A 17,860-nucleotide genomic window follows, 5' to 3' on the forward strand; every position below is an offset into this window, starting at 1 on the left:
CGTCGGGCGGAGCGTTCAGGCTACGTCGGCGCCGACCGGCCCGGCCTGCCGATTCACGGACAGCCGGGTGGCCGATCCCCGCCCCTTACCGATCAGTCGCACGTAGGGTCGGAACGTACGGATCCCGGCCGACGAAGGAGTCAGCACCATGGCGCAGGAAGTACGCGGCGTGATCGCACCCGGCAAGGACGAGCCGGTGCGGATCGAGACGGTCCTCGTGCCCGACCCGGGCCCGGGCGAGGCGGTCGTGCGCGTCCAGGCCTGCGGGGTGTGCCACACCGACCTGCACTACAAGCAGGGCGGCATCAACGACGACTTCCCCTTCCTGCTCGGCCACGAGGCCGCGGGCGTGGTCGAGGCGGTCGGCGACGGCGTCACCGACGTCGCACCGGGCGACTTCGTCGTCCTCAACTGGCGTGCTGTGTGCGGGACCTGCCGGGCGTGCCTGCGCGGGCGGCCCTGGTACTGCTTCGACACCCACAACGCGCGGCAGAAGATGACCCTCACCGACGGGACCGAGCTGTCCCCGGCCCTCGGCATCGGCGCCTTCGCCGAGAAGACCCTGGTCGCCGCCGGGCAGTGCACCAAGGTCGACCCGGCCGTCGCCCCGCAGGTGGCCGGCCTGCTCGGCTGCGGCGTCATGGCCGGCATCGGCGCCGCGATCAACACCGGGAACGTCGGCCGGGGCGACACGGTCGCCGTCATCGGCTGCGGCGGCGTCGGGGACGCGGCCATCGCCGGGTCACGGCTGGCCGGGGCGGCGCGGATCATCGCCGTCGACATCGACGACCGCAAGCTGGAGACCGCCCGCTCCATGGGCGCCACGCACACCGTCAACTCGCGCGAGACCGACCCCGTCGAGGCGATCCGGGAACTGACCGGAGGCTTCGGCGCGGACGTCGTCATCGAGGCCGTCGGCCGCCCGGAGACGTACCAGCAGGCCTTCTACGCCCGCGACCTGGCCGGCACGGTCGTCCTGGTCGGCGTCCCCACGCCCGAGATGAAACTGGAACTGCCCCTGCTGGACGTCTTCGGCCGCGGCGGGGCCCTGAAGTCGTCCTGGTACGGCGACTGCCTGCCCTCCCGGGACTTCCCCATGCTGATCGACCTGCACCTGCAAGGACGCCTGGACCTCGGGGCGTTCGTCACCGAGACGATCCAGCTGGACGAGGTGGAGAAGGCGTTCGAGCGGATGCACCACGGCGACGTGCTGCGCTCGGTGGTGGTGCTGTGATGACGACGCGCATCGAACACCTCGTCACCTCCGGGCAGTTCACCCTCGACGGCGGCACCTGGGACGTCGACAACAACGTGTGGATCGTCGGCGACGACCACGAGGCGATCGTCATCGACGCCGCCCACGACGCCGACGCCATCGCCGAGGCCGTCGGGAACCGCCGCCTGACGGCGATCGTGTGCACGCACGCCCACAACGACCACATCGACGCCGCGCCCGCCCTCGCCGAGCGCACCGGCGCCACCATCTGGCTGCACCACGACGACCTGCCGCTGTGGAAGCAGACCCACCCCGACCGCGAGCCCGACGCCTGGCTGGTCGACGGCCAGGTCATCGAGGCCGGCGGTGCCGACCTCCGGGTGATCCACACCCCGGGGCACGCGCCCGGCGCGGTGTGCCTGTACGACCCCGGACTGGGCACCGTCTTCACCGGCGACACCCTCTTCCAGGGCGGCCCCGGCGCCACCGGCCGGTCCTTCTCGCACTTCCCGACGATCATCGACTCGATCCGTGACCGGCTGCTCACCCTGCCGCCCGCCACGACGGTCCGCACCGGCCACGGCGACTCCACCACCATCGGCGCGGAGGCGCCGCACCTCCAGGAATGGATCACCCGCGGCCACTGATCGCGTGTCGCCCGTAAAAGGCGACAGAAGATGTCCGGCTTACCTGCCACTCTGAACCCGGCACACAGTCGAGGGCACAGGAGGCCGGACATGTCAGCTCCGCTCAAGGGCAAGGTCGCACTGGTCGCCGGGGCGACCCGGGGCGCGGGACGGGGGATCGCCGTGGAACTCGGCGCGGCCGGGGCCACGGTGTACGTCACCGGCCGCACCACCCGCGAGCGCCGCTCGGAGTACGACCGGCCGGAGACCATCGAGGACACCGCCGACCTCGTCACCGAGGCCGGCGGCCGGGGCATCGCGGTCCCCACCGACCATCTCGACCCGGCGCAGGTCCGCTCCCTCGTCGACCGCATCGCGGACGAGGAGGGCCGCCTCGACGTCCTCGTCAACGACATCTGGGGCGGCGAGAAGCTCTTCGACTGGGACGCCGCGATGTGGGAGCACGACCTGGACAACGGCCTGCACCTGCTGCGCCTCGCCGTCGAGACGCACGTGATCACCAGCCACCACGCCCTGCCCCTGCTGCTGCGCAACCCCGGCGGCCTGGTCGTCGAGATGACCGACGGCACCGCCGACTACAACCGCGACCACTACCGCGTGAACTTCTTCTACGACCTCGCCAAGAGCGCCGTCCTGCGCATGGCCTTCGCCCTCGGCCACGAACTCGGCCCGCGCGGCGCCACCGCCGTCGCGCTCACCCCCGGCTGGCTGCGCTCGGAGCTGATGCTCGACACCTACGGGGTGCGGGAGGACAACTGGCGCGACGCCCTGGAACGCGTCCCCCACTTCGCCATCTCGGAGACCCCGCGCTACGTGGGCCGGGCGGTGACCGCGCTGGCCGCCGACCCGGACGTGGCCCGCTTCAACGGCACGTCCCTCTCCAGCGGCGGCCTGGCCCAGGTGTACGGCTTCACCGACCTCGACGGCAGCCGCCCGGACGCCTGGCGCTACCTCGTCGAGATCCAGGACACGGGCAAGCCGGCGGATACGACCGGTTACCGGTGACACGCACCGCGGTGGACGAGCCCGAGTGCCGGGTGTCTGATTCGTCCGATTTGGCTGTCATGACTCGGTGGGGAATGTCACTGTTCCGTCCCGGCGCGGTCCGGTGCACAACCGGAGCGGTCGCACGTCCGTCTAGCTGGCAGACACCGCAGACCACTTCCGCGAAAGGGCATGACCAGCCATGGGGGACGTACGCAGACGGGGTGCCGTCGCACTCGGGCTCACCGCACTGGTGACACCGCTCACGCTCGCGCTCGGCGCCACGCCGGCCGCGGCCGCGAGCTGCACCACGCAGACCGGCCCGTACCAGAAGCAGGTGGAGAAGTTCCTGGGCCGTCCGGTCGACGGCAAGCAGTCCGCCGCCGACTGCAAGGCCATCAAGGCCTTCCAGACCAAGCACGGCATCTCCCCGAACATCGGCTACGCCGGTTCCGTCACCTGGGGCGTGATGGACCTGATGCAGAAGCAGAAGGCCGTCGGGAGCAAGCCCAACAAGGACGGCAAGTGCCCGGTGAACAAGGGCCGGATCGCCTGTGTGAACCTGACGCTCCAGCTGAGCTGGATCCAGGACGGCAAGAAGCTCGTCTACGGCCCCGTCCCGGTCCGCACCGGCCGCGACGGCGACGAGACCCGCACCGGCCTGAAGAAGATCTACTGGCGCAACATCGACCACGTCTCCTCCATCTACGACGTGCCGATGCCCTACGCCCAGTTCTTCGACGGCGGCCAGGCCTTCCACCAGGCGAACGTCAGCATGTGGAACCCGCCGGGCTCCCGCGGCTGCGTCAACATGACCAAGACCGACGCCAAGAAGTACTGGTCGATGCTGAAGAAGGGCGACGACGTCTTCGTCTACGGCCGCAAGCCGGGCACCTGACACAGGCACCCGGCTCGCGTCCGGCCCCCAGGGGGTGGACACCCCCTACTGAGGAGCGTCCCCGAAGTCCGGGATCTCCAGCCGCACACCGCCCTGCCGCGCCGACTCGTGCGCGATGATGCCCGGCAGGGTGTAACGGGCCGCCACCCACGCGTTCACCGAGGGCAGGGTCCGCTCGTTGACGGCGGTCACGAAGTCGTCCACCAGGAAGTGGTGGCTGCCCTCGTGGCCGTTGTGGAGGTGGTCGAACTCCCTCGGCAGGCGCGCGCGGTCGTGCACGGGCGCCGAACCGGAGGTGAACGCGGCCCGCAGCTCCGGCGCGATGTGCTGCAGCGACGGGTCGTCGGGCGACATGGTGGGCTTGGGCTCCAGCAGTTCGCTGATGTCCTTCACCCCCTGCTTGTCCTGCCACAGGGCGACCGTGGCGAGCTGCTCCATGCTCGCCTCGGTGCCGAAGAAGCGGAAACGGGACTCCCGTATGTGCGAGGGGTAGCCGACCCGCCGGAACTCGTTCGTACGGAACGAGCCGCCGCCCGCCACCTCGAACAGCGCGGTGGCGTTGGAGAAGTCGTTGCCGAACTGGCTGATCTCCTTGTCGAAGACGCCGTCGCCCCGGTCGTCGACGACCCCGATCGCCGACACGCTGACCGCGTGCGTCTTCCAGGCGCCCAGCACCCCGCCGACCGCGTGCGTCGGGTACAGCAGCGGGGGATAGCTGGCGGTCGCCTTCCAGTTCTCGCCGCCGCTGTACTGGTACGCCTCGTAGAACCCGAGGTCCATGTCGTGGACGTAGTCGCCCTCGGCGTAGAAGAGCCGCCCGAAGGCGCCCTCGGCGATCTGGTTGCGGGCGTGGACGGTGGCCGGGTTGTACTCGCTGGTCTCGCCCATCATGTAGGTCAGCCCGGTGGCCTTGACCGCGTCGATGATCGCCGCGATCTCCTCCGTGCTGATCGCCATGGGGACCGCCGAGTACACGTGCTTGCCGGCGTTGAGGCCCTGGAGCACCAGCGGCCCGTGCGTCCACCGCTGCGTGAAGATCGCGACGGCGTCGACGTCCTCCGACTCCAGCATGGCCTCGTACGACGGGAAGGTGCCGGCGAGGCCCTGCGCGGCGGCGAGCTGCTCGGCCCGCTCGAGCAGCAGGTCGGTGACGTAGACGGCGCTGACGCCGGGATGGGCCTGGAACAGGGTGGCGAACTGGCCCGAGAACTGTCCGGCGCCGACGATGCCGAGGGAGAACGTCATGGAACGCGTGCCCTTCACTGGGAGAGGATGAGGTTGATCTGGTCGTTGGTCTGATCGAGGCTGCTCACGGGCTTGCCGTTGCCGTAGATGTCCTCCATGGCAGGGGACATCAGCGCCGTCATGTCCGCCGAGTAGCTCGCGATCGGGTAGGAGAAGGTCCGGAAGTTCTTCTTGTCGGCCACCGGTTCGGTGAACGACGAGACGTCGATGCCCTTCTTCCGGTAGGCGGCGACGGCCGCCTCGGTCCCGGCCTTGGTGGCGGGGAAGACGACGCCGTACCCGCCGACGACCTTCTGGCACTTGTCCGAGGCCAGGTACGCCACCCACTTCTTGGCGCCCGCCTTGTTCTTGGAGGCCTTGGTGACGGAGTCGGCGAGGCCGTTCATCATGGTGGCCCGCTTGCCGGTCGGCCCGATCGGCGTCAGGGCGGTCTTGATGTCCCTGCCCTTGAAGCCGGCGTAGGTGGAGATCATCCAGGCCCCGTCGAACGCGGTGGCCGCCTTGCCGGCCGCGACCTGGGTGTTGGCCTGGTTGGACTGGACGTTGTAGTCGGACAGCGGCGGCATGTAGCCCTTCCTCGCCAGGCCGAAGTACCACTTGATGACCGACTGGAAGGTCTTGCTGTCGTACTGGTACTTCGTGCCCCAGCGCGGCTTGTCCAGATAGCTCCAGCCGGCGGAGGCGGCGAAGTTGCTCCACTGGGTCTGGCCGTCGCCGAAGCCGCCGCCGTTGGTGGCCAGGCCGTACACCTTGACGTTGTTCTTGTCGAAGCCCGGCTCGTCGCCCCGCTTGCCGTTCTTGTCGATCGTGAGGTGCGCGATGGCCTTCTCGAAGGTGCCGCCGTCCTTCGGGTTCCAGGACAGGTTGTTCAGCTGCTCGGCGGTGAGGCCGGCGTCCTTCGTCATCTTGGAGTTGTAGAACAGCGCGACGGTGTCCCAGTCCTTGGGGGCGCCGTAGCGGTGGCCGTCCTTGCCGATCCAGTTGGCGGCGAGGCCCGGCTGGTAGTCGGCGTCCTTGATCCCGAGGTCGTCGAGCGGTTCGAGGACCTGCAGATCGGCGTACTGGCCGAAGTTCTGGATGTGGTCGGTGAACACGTCCGGCTGGGTGCCCGCGATGAACCCGGCGGTGAGCTTGGTCCAGTAGTCGGACCAGCCCAACTGGGTGATCTTCACCTTCAGTCCGGGGTTCTCCCGCTCGAACCCCTTCGCGCAGGCCTGGTAGGCGGGCAGCTGGTTGGCGTCCCACAGCCAGTACGTGACCGTGTTCGCGGAGGATCCGGCGGCGCCGCCCTGCGCGCAGCCGCTGACCAGGGACAGCGCGAGCGCTCCGGTCGCCGCGACGAGCGTACGAATTCGCATCACAGTTCCCTTACTTGATCCCGGTGAAGCCGATGGAGCTGACGATGCGCCGGGCGAAGCAGGCGAACAGCACCAGCATCGGCAGCGCGGCGATGAGCGTCGCGGCCATGAGCCCGGACCAGTCGACGCCGGTCGCCGGGGTCTGCGCCCGGAAGATCGCCAGCGCCACGGTCAGCACGCGCGAGCTGTCGCTGTAGGAGACCATCAGCGGCCAGAAGTAGTCGTTCCAGGAGGTGATGTACGTCAGCACGCCCAGCGTCACGATCGGCGTGGACGCCATCGGCAGCACCACCCGGAAGAAGATCTTGACCTTCCCGGCGCCGTCGAGCAGCGCGGCCTCCTCCACCTCCTTGGGGATGTTCATGAAGAACTGGCGCAGGAAGAACACCGCGAACGGGGTCATGAACATGGTGGGCAGTGCGATGCCGAGCAGCGTGTCCACCAGGTGCAGCTGCTTGATGAGCACGAAGTTCGGCAGCAGCGTGAAGATGGCCGGCACCATCATCCCGGCGAGAAACAGCCCGAACACCGCGTCCCGCCCGCGCCAGCGCAGCCGCGAGAAGGCGTAGGCGGCCATCGCCGAGAAGAAGATCTGGCAGCCGGTGATCAGGGTCGAGACGAGCACGGAGTTGAGCAGGTAGCGCCAGAAGTCCAGCCCGCCGCCCGCGCCGCCCTGAGCGATCGCCTCCTCGGCGGACTGCAGGCCCAGGGCCCGCTCGAAACCGCTGGTGGTGAGGTCCACCGGCAGCGGGTTGGTGGGGTCGGCGCTCAGGCCGGCGTTGGTGGACAGCGCGGTGCGCAGGATCCAGTAGAACGGCAGCAGGGTGATGAGGACGATCAGCCCCATCACGGTCCATGCGACGGCCCGCCCGAAGGGGAACCCGCGCCGGGCCGGTCGCACCCGCGTCGGCGTCGTTGTCGTCACGGCGGTCATGGCCGGTGTCTCCCTTCCGTCAGCCGAGGTCGGTCCGGCCGGCCCGGGTGAGCCGGTACTGGAGGATGGTGATCGCGCTCAGCACGACCAGCAGGGCGACGGACATGGCCGAGGCGTAGCCGAACTGGAAGCGGCCGAACGCCGAGCCGTAGATGTAGTACTGGAGCACGTTGGTCGCGTTCGCCGGGCCGCCCGCGGTGGTCACGGCCACGGTGTCGAACACCTGGAACGAGCCGATCACCGTCATGATCAGCACGACCGCGAGCACCGGCCGCAGCAGCGGCATGGTGATCCGCCAGAACATCCGCCACTCGCTCGCCCCGTCCACCCGGGCCGCCTCGTACATGTCGTTCGGGATGGCCTGGAGCCCGGCGAACAGCAGCAGCGCGGTGTACCCGACGTGCCGCCACACGTTGATGAGCGCGATCGTCGGGATCGCCCAGGTCTCGTCGGCGAGGAAGGGGATGCGGTCGACGCCGACGGCGCTGATGATCTCGTTGCCGATGCCGAGCTGCGTGTCGAGGATCCAGAGCCAGACCAGACCGGCCACCACGTTCGACATCAGATACGGCGTGAGCACGATGCCGCGCAGCACCGCCGACTGCGTCAGCCGCTGGAGCAGCACGGCGATGACGAGCGCCGCGACCGTCTGGACGCCGATGTTGATGACGACGTACTCGACGGTGACCCACAGGGAGTCCCAGAAGATAGGGTCGTTGACCATGCGGACGTAGTTGTCCAGGCCCACCCACTCGGCCGGAGTCAGCAGGTTGAAGCGGGTGAAGCTCAGGTAGACGCCCCGCAGCGTCGGCCAGAGCAGGAAGACCACGAAGCCGAGCAGGGCCGGCGCGATGAACACCGCGGCCAGCCGCCCGTCCCCTCCGTTCCCGCCCGCCTCGGTCCGGCGTGTCCTTGGTGTGCTGTGTGCCTCCGTTGCGCCGCCCGCGGGCAGACGCGATGGAGGGCTGCTGGAGGCGATGGTCACGGGAGACTCCCTCGCATGCGGCGGCTCGTCCTCTGGCGGGACTTACTTTTGGCGCGAAACAATTGCGGCGTCAAGAGGGGTGCAAACATCTTTTCGCAGGAACCGTCAGCGCCGTAGAGTGGTCATGTTGATTTCAGTGCGAAAAAAAGGGCGAGGGGAGCAGGACGCAGATGACCGCAGGCACCGCCGGCTGGCTGCCGCTGAGCCCGGGGGAGCGCTCGGTGGCGATCGAGGTGCTCGTCAACGGGCCGCTGTCGCGCTCCGAACTCGCCCGCAGGCTGGGCCTGTCGGCCGGGAGCCTCACCCGGCTGACCAAGCCGCTGATCGAGTCGGGCCTGCTGGTCGAGGTGGCCGAGGCCGGCGTACCGGCGGAGGCGCGCCAGGGCCGGCCCTCCCAGCCGCTGGACGTCGTCGCCGACTCCGGCTACTTCCTCGGCTTCAAGATCACCGAAGACATGGTGTACGGCGTGGTCACCACCCTCCGCAGCCACATCGTGGCCCGTCACGACCGCCCGCTCACCACCCACGACCCCGCGGAGGTCGCCGACCTCCTCGCCGCGATGACAGCCGAACTGGCCGCCGGTCACCCTCGGCTCGCCGGGATCGGCATCGGCGTCGGCGGTTTCGTCCAGGACCGCGCCGTGGTCGGCGAGTCGCCCTTCCTGCTGTGGCGGGACGTCCCCCTGGCCGAACTCGTCGAGGAGCGCACCGGACTGCCGGTGGTCGTCGAGAACGACGTCGCGGCCCTGGTCGACGCAGAGACCTGGTTCGGCGCCGGGCGCGGCCTGGACCGCTTCGTCGTGCTCACCATCGGCGCCGGCCTCGGCTACGGGCTCGTCCTGGGCGGCAAGCGGGTGCCCTTCGCCGAGGAGGACCGCGGCTTCGGCCGCCACTGGATCGTGGACCCCCACGGCCCGCTCACCCCCGACGGCCGGCGCGGCAGTGCCGTCTCGATGCTGACCATTCCCAGCATCCGCTACCAGATCCAGGCCGCCACCGGCGTCGACCGGACCTACGAGGAGATCCTCGCGCTGGCCGCCGCCGGGGACCCGATGCCCGCCCGGGTCGTCGAGGAGGCGGCGCGCGCCCTGGGGACGCTCGTCGCCCAGATCTCCAACTTCGTGATGCCGCAGAAGATCCTGCTCGCGGGGGAGGGGGTCGGGCTGATGGACGTGGCCGGCAAGACGGTCGAGGAGACCGTCCGCGACCAGCGGCACCCGCTGGCCGCCCCGGTCGAGCTGGAGACGAAGGTGTCCGATTTTCACGACTGGGCGCGCGGCGCGGCCGTCCTGGCCATCAAGGTGCTAGTGCTGGGGTCGGCCGAAGCGTGAACAGGCTCACGTTTACTGGGAGATGGACGTGATCAGCAACACTGTCCGAAATGACCGTTTAACTCACGATTACTCACATCGCCTTCACCTCGGGCGACGTATGCTTCACAGCATGTCCACCACTGTTGAATCCTCTTCCCAGCGATCGGCTGACGAGGTCAACGAGGAGATCCGGGCCCTGTGGCGCCGGTCGGGCGGGACACTGAGCGTCGAGCAGCGCGAGGAGTACCAGCGGCTCGTCCTGGAGTGGGCCGCCGCGGCCCCGCAGCCGGCTCCGGCGTTGTGAGCCTCCGCCCGGCCCGCTGACGCATCGCAGCCTCGTCCCGGGGCACCCCTGATCCAATGGGTGCCCTTCTCGCACTTTCCTCGGCCGTCGTCTACGGCATCGTCGACTTCGCCGGCGGCCTGCTGTCCCGGCGCGTGCACCACGCCGCCGTCACCTTCCTCGGCCAGCTCGGCGGGCTCATGCTCGCCTGCGCCGCCGCGCTCCTCCTGCCCGCCGGCTCCGTCCACTCGGCCGACCTGCTGTGGGGCGCGCTGTCCGGCGTCGGCAGCGGCGTCGCCATGCGGTTCCTCAACCGCGGGCTGAGCCGGGGAGCGATGAGCGTCGTGGTGCCCGTGAGCGCCGTCACGGGTGTCGCCCTGTCGGTGCTGTGCGGGGTGCTCGTCCTCGGCGACCGGCCCGGAGCCGTGGCCTGGCTGGGCATCGCCGTCACGGTGCCCGCGCTGTGGTTCGTTGCCGGGGGCAAGGGCGGTGTCCGCGCCCCGGGCGGAGCCGCGAACCCGGATGCCGGTGCCGGGAAGGGCACGGCGGACGGACTGCTCGCCAGCGCGGGCGTGGCCGTGCAGTACCTCGCCCTCGGCCAGGCCGACCCCGGGAGCGGGCTGTGGCCCGTCGCGGCGGGCCGAGTCGCCGCGGTCCTCGTCCTGCTGCCGGACGCCGCCCGGCATGCCCGCCGGCTGCGGCTGCCGCCGGTCCGCTGCCTCCAGGCCGTCCTCGTCGGGGCCGGGGCGGCACTCGGCCTCGTGCTGTATCTGCTCGCCGCCCAGCGGCAGTTGCTGGCCATTGCCGTCGTCCTCGCCTCCCTCTACCCGGCCCTGCCCGTCGTCCTCGGTCTTGCCCTCCTGCGCGAGCGGCTCAGCCGCCGCCAGCTGATGGGGCTGCTGGGAGCGGGAGTGGCCACGGTGTTGCTCACCCTGGGATGACCGGGACACCCGGAGACCGGGCCCCGAGATCACCCCCAAGTGGCCGAGTAGTACTGCCGATACGCCTTGCGGTCCTGCTCGGCGCGGATCCACCGCGTCGCCACCAGCGCGACGAGACTGCCCGCGATGACCAGCAGGCCAGGGCCGACGTTGCGCGGATCGGCGAGCCGGGACAGCAGGCCCGACACGTCCTCGCCCGACACCGGCGCCGACGAGCCGGGGGAGGCGGCGGCGCCCTGCGGGGCCGACGGCGCGGGCGAGGCACCGGTGCCGCCTCCGGCCTGCTTGGCCACGATCAGCTTGACGTTCAGCTCGGTCAGCGCCTTCGTCACCGGCTGGAAGAACGTCGTACCGCCCGCCGCGCAGTCCCCGCTGCCGCCGGACGTCAGGCCGAGCGCGATGCCGTCGGCGAACATCGGGCCGCCGCTGTCGCCCGGTTCGGCGCACACGTTCGTCTCGATCAGCCCCGTGACCGTGCCCTCGGGGTAGTTGACCGTCGCGTTCAGCGCGGTCACCTCCCCCTGGCGCAGCCCGCTGGTGCTGCCGCTGCGGAAGATCTTCTGCCCGACCTCCGGATCGGCCACGCCCGTGATCCGCACACCCTTGCCGTCCCCGACGGCCACGACGTCCGCGCCCCCGCCCGCGCGGCCGCTGTCGTACTTCACCAGGGAGTAGTCGTCGCCGGGGAAGCTCCCCTTGAGGGAGGTGCCGACCTGGTCCCGGCCCCGGTCGTCGGAGAACCAGACGGAACCGTCGGGTCCGCAGTGCCCGGCCGTGAGGATGTAGTCGCTCTTGCCGTCGGTCACGTTGAACCCCGCCGAACAGCGGCCGGCCGTCGACAGGATGGGCTGCGCGCCGTTGATCCGCGTGGTGAACGTGCCCTCGGTGCGTTCCATGCGCACGAAGCCGCCGATGCCCTCGGCGACCTCGGTCAGCCGGGACCAGTCGGCGGCGGAGACGGTGCTGTCACCCCGTACGACGACCTGGTTGTTCTTGTAGTCCAGGGCCCACGCCGTGCCGGCCACCCGGGGGGCCGAACGCAGCGTGGCCGTCGCGGACTTGAGGTCGCTCATGCTGTGGCGGACCATCTCCGGCCGGGCCCCGGCGCGCTTCACCTCGGCGGCGGCCTTCTCGTCGGTGACCGCGACGACCGGCCGCCCGGCCGAGTCGACCCAGCTGCCCGCCGTGCGGGAGGCCCCGAGCCGGGACACGAGGTCGGTGCCCATGCCGGTGGCGGGCCGCGCGGAATACGGGACGCCGATGGAGGGGTCCGGGGGCTCGCTCGCCACGGCGCGTGTGACCATCGCTCCTCCGAGGAGGAGTCCGCCGACCGCCGCCAGCCGTGTCACTCGCCGGACGACCCGTCGTCGTGCGTGCCTCATGCATGGCTCCCGAACCAGAACATCACGGTGTGAACACCGCGGGGCCCTCCTTGAGTTGAGTGCCCCTCATCCATACGGGGCGCGGCCCTGCCGCGTTCACCACGCGCGTGATCTTTTGAGCCGTCAGCCGTCGTCAGCCGTCGTCAGCCGTCGTCAGCCGTCGTCAGCCGTCGTCAGCCGTCGTCAGCCGTCGTCAGCCGTCAGCCAGCCGGCAGCCCACCACCGGGGCAGCGAGCAGGGTCCCGCTCCGCGCGTCGCCCCACGGTGACGGCCGCGGCCGGATCGTCCAGCCTCCAGGACCGCGCGGTGCTTCTCCCGCAGCGGGTGGTTCGCCTGGTACTCCTCGGCCGGCGAGCGGATCCGGTCCCTGATCTCGCGCACGGCCGCCTATCGTGTGCCCATGACCAGGATCCCGCACGAGACGTCCGGTGAACCGAATCCCCTGCAGGTCCTCGCCCTCGACCAGCTCAGGCGCCGTACCAGCATGAAGTGGCGCACCTACCCCGAGGACGTGCTGCCGCTGTGGGTGGCCGAGATGGACGTGCCGCTCGCCGAGCCCGTCGTCCGCGCCGTCACCGACGCGCTGGAGTTCGGTGACACCGGCTACCCCGCCGGCACCGCGTACGCGCAGGCCCTGGCCGGCTTCGCCGGGAAGCGGTGGGACTGGGACGGCCTCGCGGTGGAGCGCACGGCGATCGTGCCGGACGTCATGCTGGGCGTGGTCGAGATGCTCAAGCTGGTCACCGGTCACGGGGACGCGGTGGTCGTGAACCCGCCGGTGTACCCGCCGTTCTACCTCTTCCTGGAGCACATGGACCGGCGGGTGGTCGAGGCCCCGCTCGGGGCGGACGGCCGCATCGACCCCGGCGTCCTGGAGGAGACCTTCCGGCAGGTCGTCGCGGACGGGCGGCGGGCCGCCTATCTGCTGTGCAGCCCCCACAACCCGACCGGAACGGTGCACACGGCCGAGGAGCTGTCCGCCGTCGCCGCGCTCGCCGAGCGGTACGGCGTGCGCGTCGTCGCCGACGAGATCCACGCGCCGCTCGTGGTCGGCGGCGCGCGGTTCGTGCCGTACCTGAGCGTGCCGGGCGGTGAGCGCGGCCTGTCGCTGATGTCGGCCTCGAAGGGGTGGAACCTGGCCGGGCTCAAGGCCGCGCTCGCCATCGCCGGGCCCGGCGCCGCCGCCGACCTGGCCCGGATGCCCGAGGAGGTCGGGCACGGCCCCAGCCACGTCGCCGTCATCGCCCACACCGCCGCCCTGCGCGACGGCACCGCCTGGCTGGACGCCCTGCTGGCCGGGCTCGACACCAACCGGCGGCTGCTCGCCGACCTGCTCGCCGAGCACCTGCCCGCCGTCCGCTACCGCCCGGGCGACGCCACCTACCTCGCCTGGCTCGACTGCCGCGCCCTCGGCCTCGGCGACGACCCGGCCGACGTCTTCCTGCGCCGCGGCCGGGTCGCCCTCACCTCCGGCCTCCCCTTCGGCACCGGCGGCGCCGGGCGCGCCCGCCTCAACCTGGCGACCTCCGCCGAGGTGCTCACGGAGGCGGTGCGCAGGATGGCGGCGGCGCTGGACTGACGCCGGGCGGCCGCTCGTACACTGCCCGCCATGGACGACACGGCGCTGGACCGGCTGGCCGCCGGCAAGTACCTGCTGATCACCAGCTACCGCAGGAACGGCACGCCCGTCGCCACCCCGGTCTGGGTGGTACGGGACGGCGACGCGCTCGGCATCTGGACTGCCGCCGACTCCTGGAAGGTGAAGCGGATCCGCGACCGCCCCGACGTCCTGGTCGGCCCCTGCGACCCGCGCGGCAACCCCACCGGCGAGCAGGTGCCCGCGACGGCCCGGATCTGCGACGCGGCCACCAGCGCCCGCTACCGCAAGCTGATCGCCCGCAAGTACGGCCTCACGGGCCGGCTCACCCTGCTCGGCAGCCGGCTGCGGCGAGGCGTGGACGGCACCGTGGGCATACGCGTCACCCTCTGACCGCGTTCCCGCAAGCGCTTCCGGTGACCGCGTTCCCGCAAGCGCTTCCGGCCCCGGGGAGTGGACGGCCCCTCCCCGGGAAAGGCCACCTGCCATGAGCCGAACTCCCGTCCTGCGCGCAGCCGTCGTCGGCACCGGCCACCGGGCCCAGCTGTTCACCCGCGGCCTCGCCGAACGCCCAGGCCACCTCGTGGCCGCGCTCTGCGACCCCAGCCCGACCCGGATGGCCTTCCACAACCGCCTGCTGGCCGAGGCCGGCGCACCGGCGGCCGCCGAGTGGGAGCCGGACCGCTTCACCGACCTGCTGGCGAAGGAGGACATCGACGAGGTCGTGGTCACCACCGTCGACGCCGAGCACGACCGCTACATCGTCCCGGCGCTGAAGGCGGGCTGCCGGGTCGTCACCGAGAAGCCGATGACCGTCGACGCCGAGCGCTGCGCCCGCATCCTCGACACCGTCCGCGAGACCGGCAACTCCCTCACCGTCGCCTTCAACTACCGCTTCAACCCCGTGCACGAGAAGGTCCGCGCCCTGCTCGCCGACGGCGCGATCGGCGAGGTGCTGTCGGTGCACTTCGAGTGGTTGCTCGACGTACGGCACGGCGCCGACTACTTCCGCCGCTGGCACCGCGAGAAGGACCGCAGCGGCGGCCTGCTGGTGCACAAGTCCTCGCACCACTTCGACCTGGTCAACTGGTGGCTCGCCGACGAGCCCGCGGAGGCCTTCGGCTACGGGCGGCTCGGCTTCTACGGCCGCGCGGCGGGGCAGCGGCACGGACTGCGCCGCGACTACGTCCGCGCCCACGGCGCCGACCGGGCCGCCGACGACCCCTTCGCGCTGGACCTCGCGGCCGACGACACCCTGCGCGCCCTCTACCTCGACGCCGAGCGCGACGACGGCTATCTGCGCGACCGGAACGTCTTCGACGGGCCGGTCACCATCGAGGACGACATGTCCGTCCTCGTGCGCTACGCGCGGGGCGCGACGATGACGTACCACCTGACCGCCTACTCCCCGTGGGAGGGCTACCGGGTGATGTTCAACGGCAGCGGGGGCCGGCTGGAGCTGGAGGTAGAGGAGAGCCGCTGGCAGGCGCCCCTGACCCGGATCGCCTCAGCCACGGGCGCCGTGCACGGGGACACGGCTGCGGAACACGCGGGCGGCGCCCGCCTCACCCTGCGCCCGCTGTGGCAGCCTCCGGTGGACGTGCCGCTCGCGGTCGCCCACGAGGCACACGGCGGCGGTGATCCGCGCATGCTCGACGCGCTGTTCGGCCCCGCCGACCCGGCCCGCGCGGCGGACACCGCGGCGGCGACCCACCCGACGGCCACCGAGCGCGACGGAGCGCTGGCCCTGGCCGTGGGCCTGGCGGCCGACCGGAGCTTCGAGACCGGACGGCCCGTGCGCACCGGCGAAGTGATCCCGGGCTGAGGAGCCGTCAGCTCCAGGCCCGGAACGGCTCGTCCAGCAGTTGGAAGACCGGCTCGCCGCGGACCGGGTCCTTGGCCGTGGACAGCCGTACCCGGTCCCCGCTGTGGATGCCGATGGGCGGGCCCATCACCCGGCCGCGCACGACGAACCCCTCGGACATCTCGATCAGGGACACGTTGCGCGCCGCGGGCGTGTTGCGGTGCACCACCGTGGAGTGGCGCACCGTCCCGGTGCCCTCGGCGCGCTCCGTGCGCAGTTCGCTGCCCCGGCAGACCGGACAGAGCAGCCGGTGGTACATGGCGGTGCCGCACCAGGTGCAGCGCTGGAAGAGGATGGCCTCCGCCTCCTGCCGCCTCGGGTCGAGGAGACCCGTCGCGGAGCCGGCTGCCTGCTGAGCGACGCTTCCTGAGGGGTGGTACACGCTGGTCAACTCCCTGCACTCGGCCGGAATCCCGTGGGCGCGGTCACCCCGCGCACACGCGTGCGCGGTTCGCCGTGCCACCGTGCACGGAGCACAGAGTATGGCACTCAGTGCCACTCGTAAAGGCACTCCGTACCCTCAATGAGGGAACGCTCAGGGCCGCCCCAGCGTCGACTCGATCTCCTGCACCACCCGCCACAGGGGCGCTCCGCGCCGCGAGACGACGACCACCACGTCCTCGGGCCGGTCCCCGGCCGGCGGCACCGGCGCCTCGCCGAAGGCGGACCGCACGTACGCCAGCGCGTGGTCCACCGCGGCGCTCGCCTCGCCCTTCCCGTCCGAACGCAGCCAGGAGCGCAGCGCGTTGTTGTGCGCCGCGACCACCGCCGCCGCGATCACGTCCGCCCGCAGGGTGCCGTCCCGGCGGGCCGCGTAACGCCGGCGCAGATACGCGGCGAGGGCCCGCTCGTAGCGCCACACCACCGACAGCTCATAGGCGCGCAGCCCGGGCACCTGCCTGGTGAGGCGGTAGCGCTGCACCGAGAAGGTCGGGTTCTCGGCGTACATCCGCAGCACCAGCCGGGCCGCGTCGCAGACCCGCCGCACGGGCTCGTCGTCGTCCGCGCCCTGTGCGAGGAAGGCCGTCATGTCGGCCAGGCACCGCTCGTGGTCGGGGAAGACCACGTCCTCCTTGGAGGGGAAGTAGCGGAAGAAGGAGCGCCGCCCCACGCCGGCCAGCGCCACGATGTCGTCGACGGTGGTCTGCTCGTAGCCCCGTTCGAGGAACAGCTGGAACGCCGCCGCCACCAGGGCGTCCCGCATGGGCGTCTTTCCGGTCCCGGCGTCGGCTGTCTCGGAGCTCATGAGCCGGAACGTAGCACTCGCCGGGCCACCCATGGCACTCAGTGCACTCTTGGGAGGGAACTGAGTGCTCTGCACCTCGCCGCCCGAGCGCCCGCTGAACTGCCGGCGCGGCAGCCGCGTATCTAGCGGCAGCACCACCCCCGAAGACGGGCGCCCCCGAGCCCGGACGCAAGGAGAGCACGCGTGTCGACACCGTCCGAGCCCCGGCCGCCGCACGACGGCCCGGCCCTGGAACCCATCCGCGTCCTGCGGCCGCGCCGCACCGACGCCCTCGCGGAGCTGATGCGGGAGTTCCGCGAGGAGACCGGCGCGGCACCCACGGCACCCCGCGGCCAGCAGCCGAGGGGCTACGAGTCCGTCACCCTGCCGGGACCGCCGGCCGGCTCCGAGGCACTGACGCAGGAACTCCCGCCCGTGGCCCGCGCGACCCGCCGCTACGCGGACGCCCACGCGGCACCCCCGGGGGCCGGGCTGCGCCGTGCCGCCGTGGCGGTGGCCGTCGTCGCGGCGGCGGTGCTCGGCTTCGGCGGGGCGCTGCTGCTGCGCGGCGAGAAGACGGACGACCGGGCGGCCCCCGCACCCAGGCCCCCGGCCACCGCCTCCGCCGCTGCCCCCACTCCCACCCCCACCCCGGCCCCGCCCCAGGCCACGGCACCGGTGGACCCCGACGGACCCGGCACGCTCCGCGAGGGGGCCACCGGCCCCGAGGTCACCGAACTCCAGGAACGTCTGCTGCGGATCCCGGACGTCTACCGGGGCGGCTCCACCAGTGGCCGCTACGACCCCACCCTCACGGCGGCGGTGGCCCGCTTCCAGCTCTGGTACGGCATCCGCGGCGACGAAACCGGCGTCTACGGCAACGACACCCGCACCGCACTGGAGTCCCGCACCCCACCGACCACGAGCTGACGCGCCCGGCACGGCATCCCGCCGCCTGGCACCCACCCGGTCACCATGGTGAGGTGAA

At 71.6% G+C, this 17,860-nt stretch carries 19 protein-coding genes; 11 read left to right on the forward strand and 8 right to left on the reverse strand.

Annotated features, from left to right (window positions below; all coding sequences use genetic code 11):
• Positions 1-148: 148 nt before the first annotated feature.
• From C1703_RS37870 to C1703_RS37885, 4 genes are all read left to right on the forward strand, one after another.
• Positions 149-1,234 (forward strand): S-(hydroxymethyl)mycothiol dehydrogenase, encoded by a 1,086-nt coding sequence (locus C1703_RS37870; protein WP_114257065.1) that lies wholly within the window; start codon positions 149-151, stop codon positions 1,232-1,234.
• Complete coding sequence (locus tag C1703_RS37875; protein ID WP_114257066.1) at positions 1,234-1,863, forward strand: MBL fold metallo-hydrolase; 630 nt, start codon at positions 1,234-1,236, stop codon at positions 1,861-1,863. The genes C1703_RS37870 and C1703_RS37875 overlap by 1 nt, the downstream gene beginning before the upstream one ends.
• 90 nt (positions 1,864-1,953) lie before the next feature.
• Positions 1,954-2,868 (forward strand): SDR family oxidoreductase, encoded by a 915-nt coding sequence (locus C1703_RS37880; protein WP_114257067.1) that lies wholly within the window; start codon positions 1,954-1,956, stop codon positions 2,866-2,868.
• A 181-nt stretch (positions 2,869-3,049) separates the two neighbouring features.
• Positions 3,050-3,745: a L,D-transpeptidase gene (locus C1703_RS37885; RefSeq protein WP_114257068.1), complete on the forward strand. Its 696-nt coding sequence runs from the start codon at positions 3,050-3,052 to the stop codon at positions 3,743-3,745.
• 45 nt (positions 3,746-3,790) lie between these two features.
• Here the strand turns inward: C1703_RS37885 and C1703_RS37890 are convergent, their stop codons facing one another.
• From C1703_RS37890 to C1703_RS37905, 4 genes are read right to left on the reverse strand one after another with little or no spacing between them, the layout of a single operon-like run.
• Positions 3,791-4,990 (reverse strand): Gfo/Idh/MocA family oxidoreductase, encoded by a 1,200-nt coding sequence (locus C1703_RS37890; RefSeq protein ID WP_114257069.1) that lies wholly within the window; start codon positions 4,988-4,990, stop codon positions 3,791-3,793.
• Positions 4,991-5,004: 14 nt separating this feature from the next.
• Positions 5,005-6,348: a sugar ABC transporter substrate-binding protein gene (locus C1703_RS37895; RefSeq protein ID WP_114257070.1), complete on the reverse strand. Its 1,344-nt coding sequence runs from the start codon at positions 6,346-6,348 to the stop codon at positions 5,005-5,007.
• A 10-nt stretch (positions 6,349-6,358) separates the two neighbouring features.
• Positions 6,359-7,282 (reverse strand): carbohydrate ABC transporter permease, encoded by a 924-nt coding sequence (locus C1703_RS37900; RefSeq protein WP_114257071.1) that lies wholly within the window; start codon positions 7,280-7,282, stop codon positions 6,359-6,361.
• Between the two features lie 19 nt (positions 7,283-7,301).
• Positions 7,302-8,267 carry a sugar ABC transporter permease gene (locus tag C1703_RS37905; protein WP_114257072.1) on the reverse strand — a complete coding sequence of 322 codons (966 nt, stop codon included), beginning with the start codon at positions 8,265-8,267 and terminating at the stop codon, positions 7,302-7,304.
• A 170-nt stretch (positions 8,268-8,437) separates the two neighbouring features.
• On the opposite strand from C1703_RS37905, the gene C1703_RS37910 reads away from it, so the two are divergent.
• The 3 genes from C1703_RS37910 (at position 8,438) to C1703_RS37920 (ending at position 10,804) form a co-directional block, all read left to right on the forward strand.
• Complete coding sequence (locus tag C1703_RS37910) at positions 8,438-9,598, forward strand: ROK family transcriptional regulator (RefSeq protein ID WP_114257073.1); 1,161 nt, start codon at positions 8,438-8,440, stop codon at positions 9,596-9,598.
• 100 nt (positions 9,599-9,698) lie between these two features.
• A complete protein-coding gene (locus C1703_RS37915; protein WP_114257074.1) occupies positions 9,699-9,884 on the forward strand; it encodes a hypothetical protein in 186 nt (61 codons plus the stop codon).
• 56 nt (positions 9,885-9,940) lie between these two features.
• Complete coding sequence (locus C1703_RS37920; protein ID WP_114257075.1) at positions 9,941-10,804, forward strand: EamA family transporter; 864 nt, start codon at positions 9,941-9,943, stop codon at positions 10,802-10,804.
• A 29-nt stretch (positions 10,805-10,833) separates the two neighbouring features.
• Here C1703_RS37920 and C1703_RS37925 read toward each other — a convergent pair whose 3' ends face one another.
• Together C1703_RS37925 and C1703_RS37930 are read right to left on the reverse strand one after the other, a co-directional pair.
• Positions 10,834-12,186, reverse strand: a complete 1,353-nt coding sequence (locus tag C1703_RS37925; protein WP_114257076.1) for a S1 family peptidase — start codon at positions 12,184-12,186, stop codon at positions 10,834-10,836.
• A gap of 183 nt (positions 12,187-12,369) precedes the next feature.
• A complete protein-coding gene (locus C1703_RS37930; protein WP_114257077.1) occupies positions 12,370-12,567 on the reverse strand; it encodes a hypothetical protein in 198 nt (65 codons plus the stop codon).
• Positions 12,568-12,586: 19 nt separating this feature from the next.
• On the opposite strand from C1703_RS37930, the gene C1703_RS37935 reads away from it, so the two are divergent.
• From C1703_RS37935 to C1703_RS37945, 3 genes are all read left to right on the forward strand, one after another.
• The gene (locus tag C1703_RS37935) at positions 12,587-13,765 is read left to right on the forward strand and encodes an aminotransferase class I/II-fold pyridoxal phosphate-dependent enzyme (protein WP_114257078.1); all 1,179 of its coding nucleotides are present in this window, start codon (positions 12,587-12,589) and stop codon (positions 13,763-13,765) included.
• 30 nt (positions 13,766-13,795) lie between these two features.
• The gene (locus C1703_RS37940; RefSeq protein ID WP_114257079.1) at positions 13,796-14,176 is read left to right on the forward strand and encodes a PPOX class F420-dependent oxidoreductase; all 381 of its coding nucleotides are present in this window, start codon (positions 13,796-13,798) and stop codon (positions 14,174-14,176) included.
• A 94-nt stretch (positions 14,177-14,270) separates the two neighbouring features.
• A complete protein-coding gene (locus C1703_RS37945) occupies positions 14,271-15,608 on the forward strand; it encodes a Gfo/Idh/MocA family oxidoreductase (protein ID WP_114257080.1) in 1,338 nt (445 codons plus the stop codon).
• Between the two features lie 7 nt (positions 15,609-15,615).
• On the opposite strand, the gene C1703_RS37950 is transcribed toward C1703_RS37945, so the two are convergent.
• Together C1703_RS37950 and C1703_RS37955 are read right to left on the reverse strand one after the other, a co-directional pair.
• Positions 15,616-16,029 (reverse strand): zinc ribbon domain-containing protein, encoded by a 414-nt coding sequence (locus tag C1703_RS37950; protein ID WP_114257081.1) that lies wholly within the window; start codon positions 16,027-16,029, stop codon positions 15,616-15,618.
• Positions 16,030-16,182: 153 nt separating this feature from the next.
• Positions 16,183-16,851, reverse strand: a complete 669-nt coding sequence (locus C1703_RS37955; RefSeq protein WP_198678495.1) for a TetR family transcriptional regulator — start codon at positions 16,849-16,851, stop codon at positions 16,183-16,185.
• 225 nt (positions 16,852-17,076) lie between these two features.
• On the opposite strand from C1703_RS37955, the gene C1703_RS37960 reads away from it, so the two are divergent.
• Positions 17,077-17,802: a peptidoglycan-binding domain-containing protein gene (locus C1703_RS37960; RefSeq protein ID WP_114257083.1), complete on the forward strand. Its 726-nt coding sequence runs from the start codon at positions 17,077-17,079 to the stop codon at positions 17,800-17,802.
• Positions 17,803-17,860: the final 58 nt, after the last annotated feature.

Source organism: Streptomyces sp. Go-475, assembly GCF_003330845.1.
Lineage (GTDB): Bacteria > Actinomycetota > Actinomycetes > Streptomycetales > Streptomycetaceae > Streptomyces.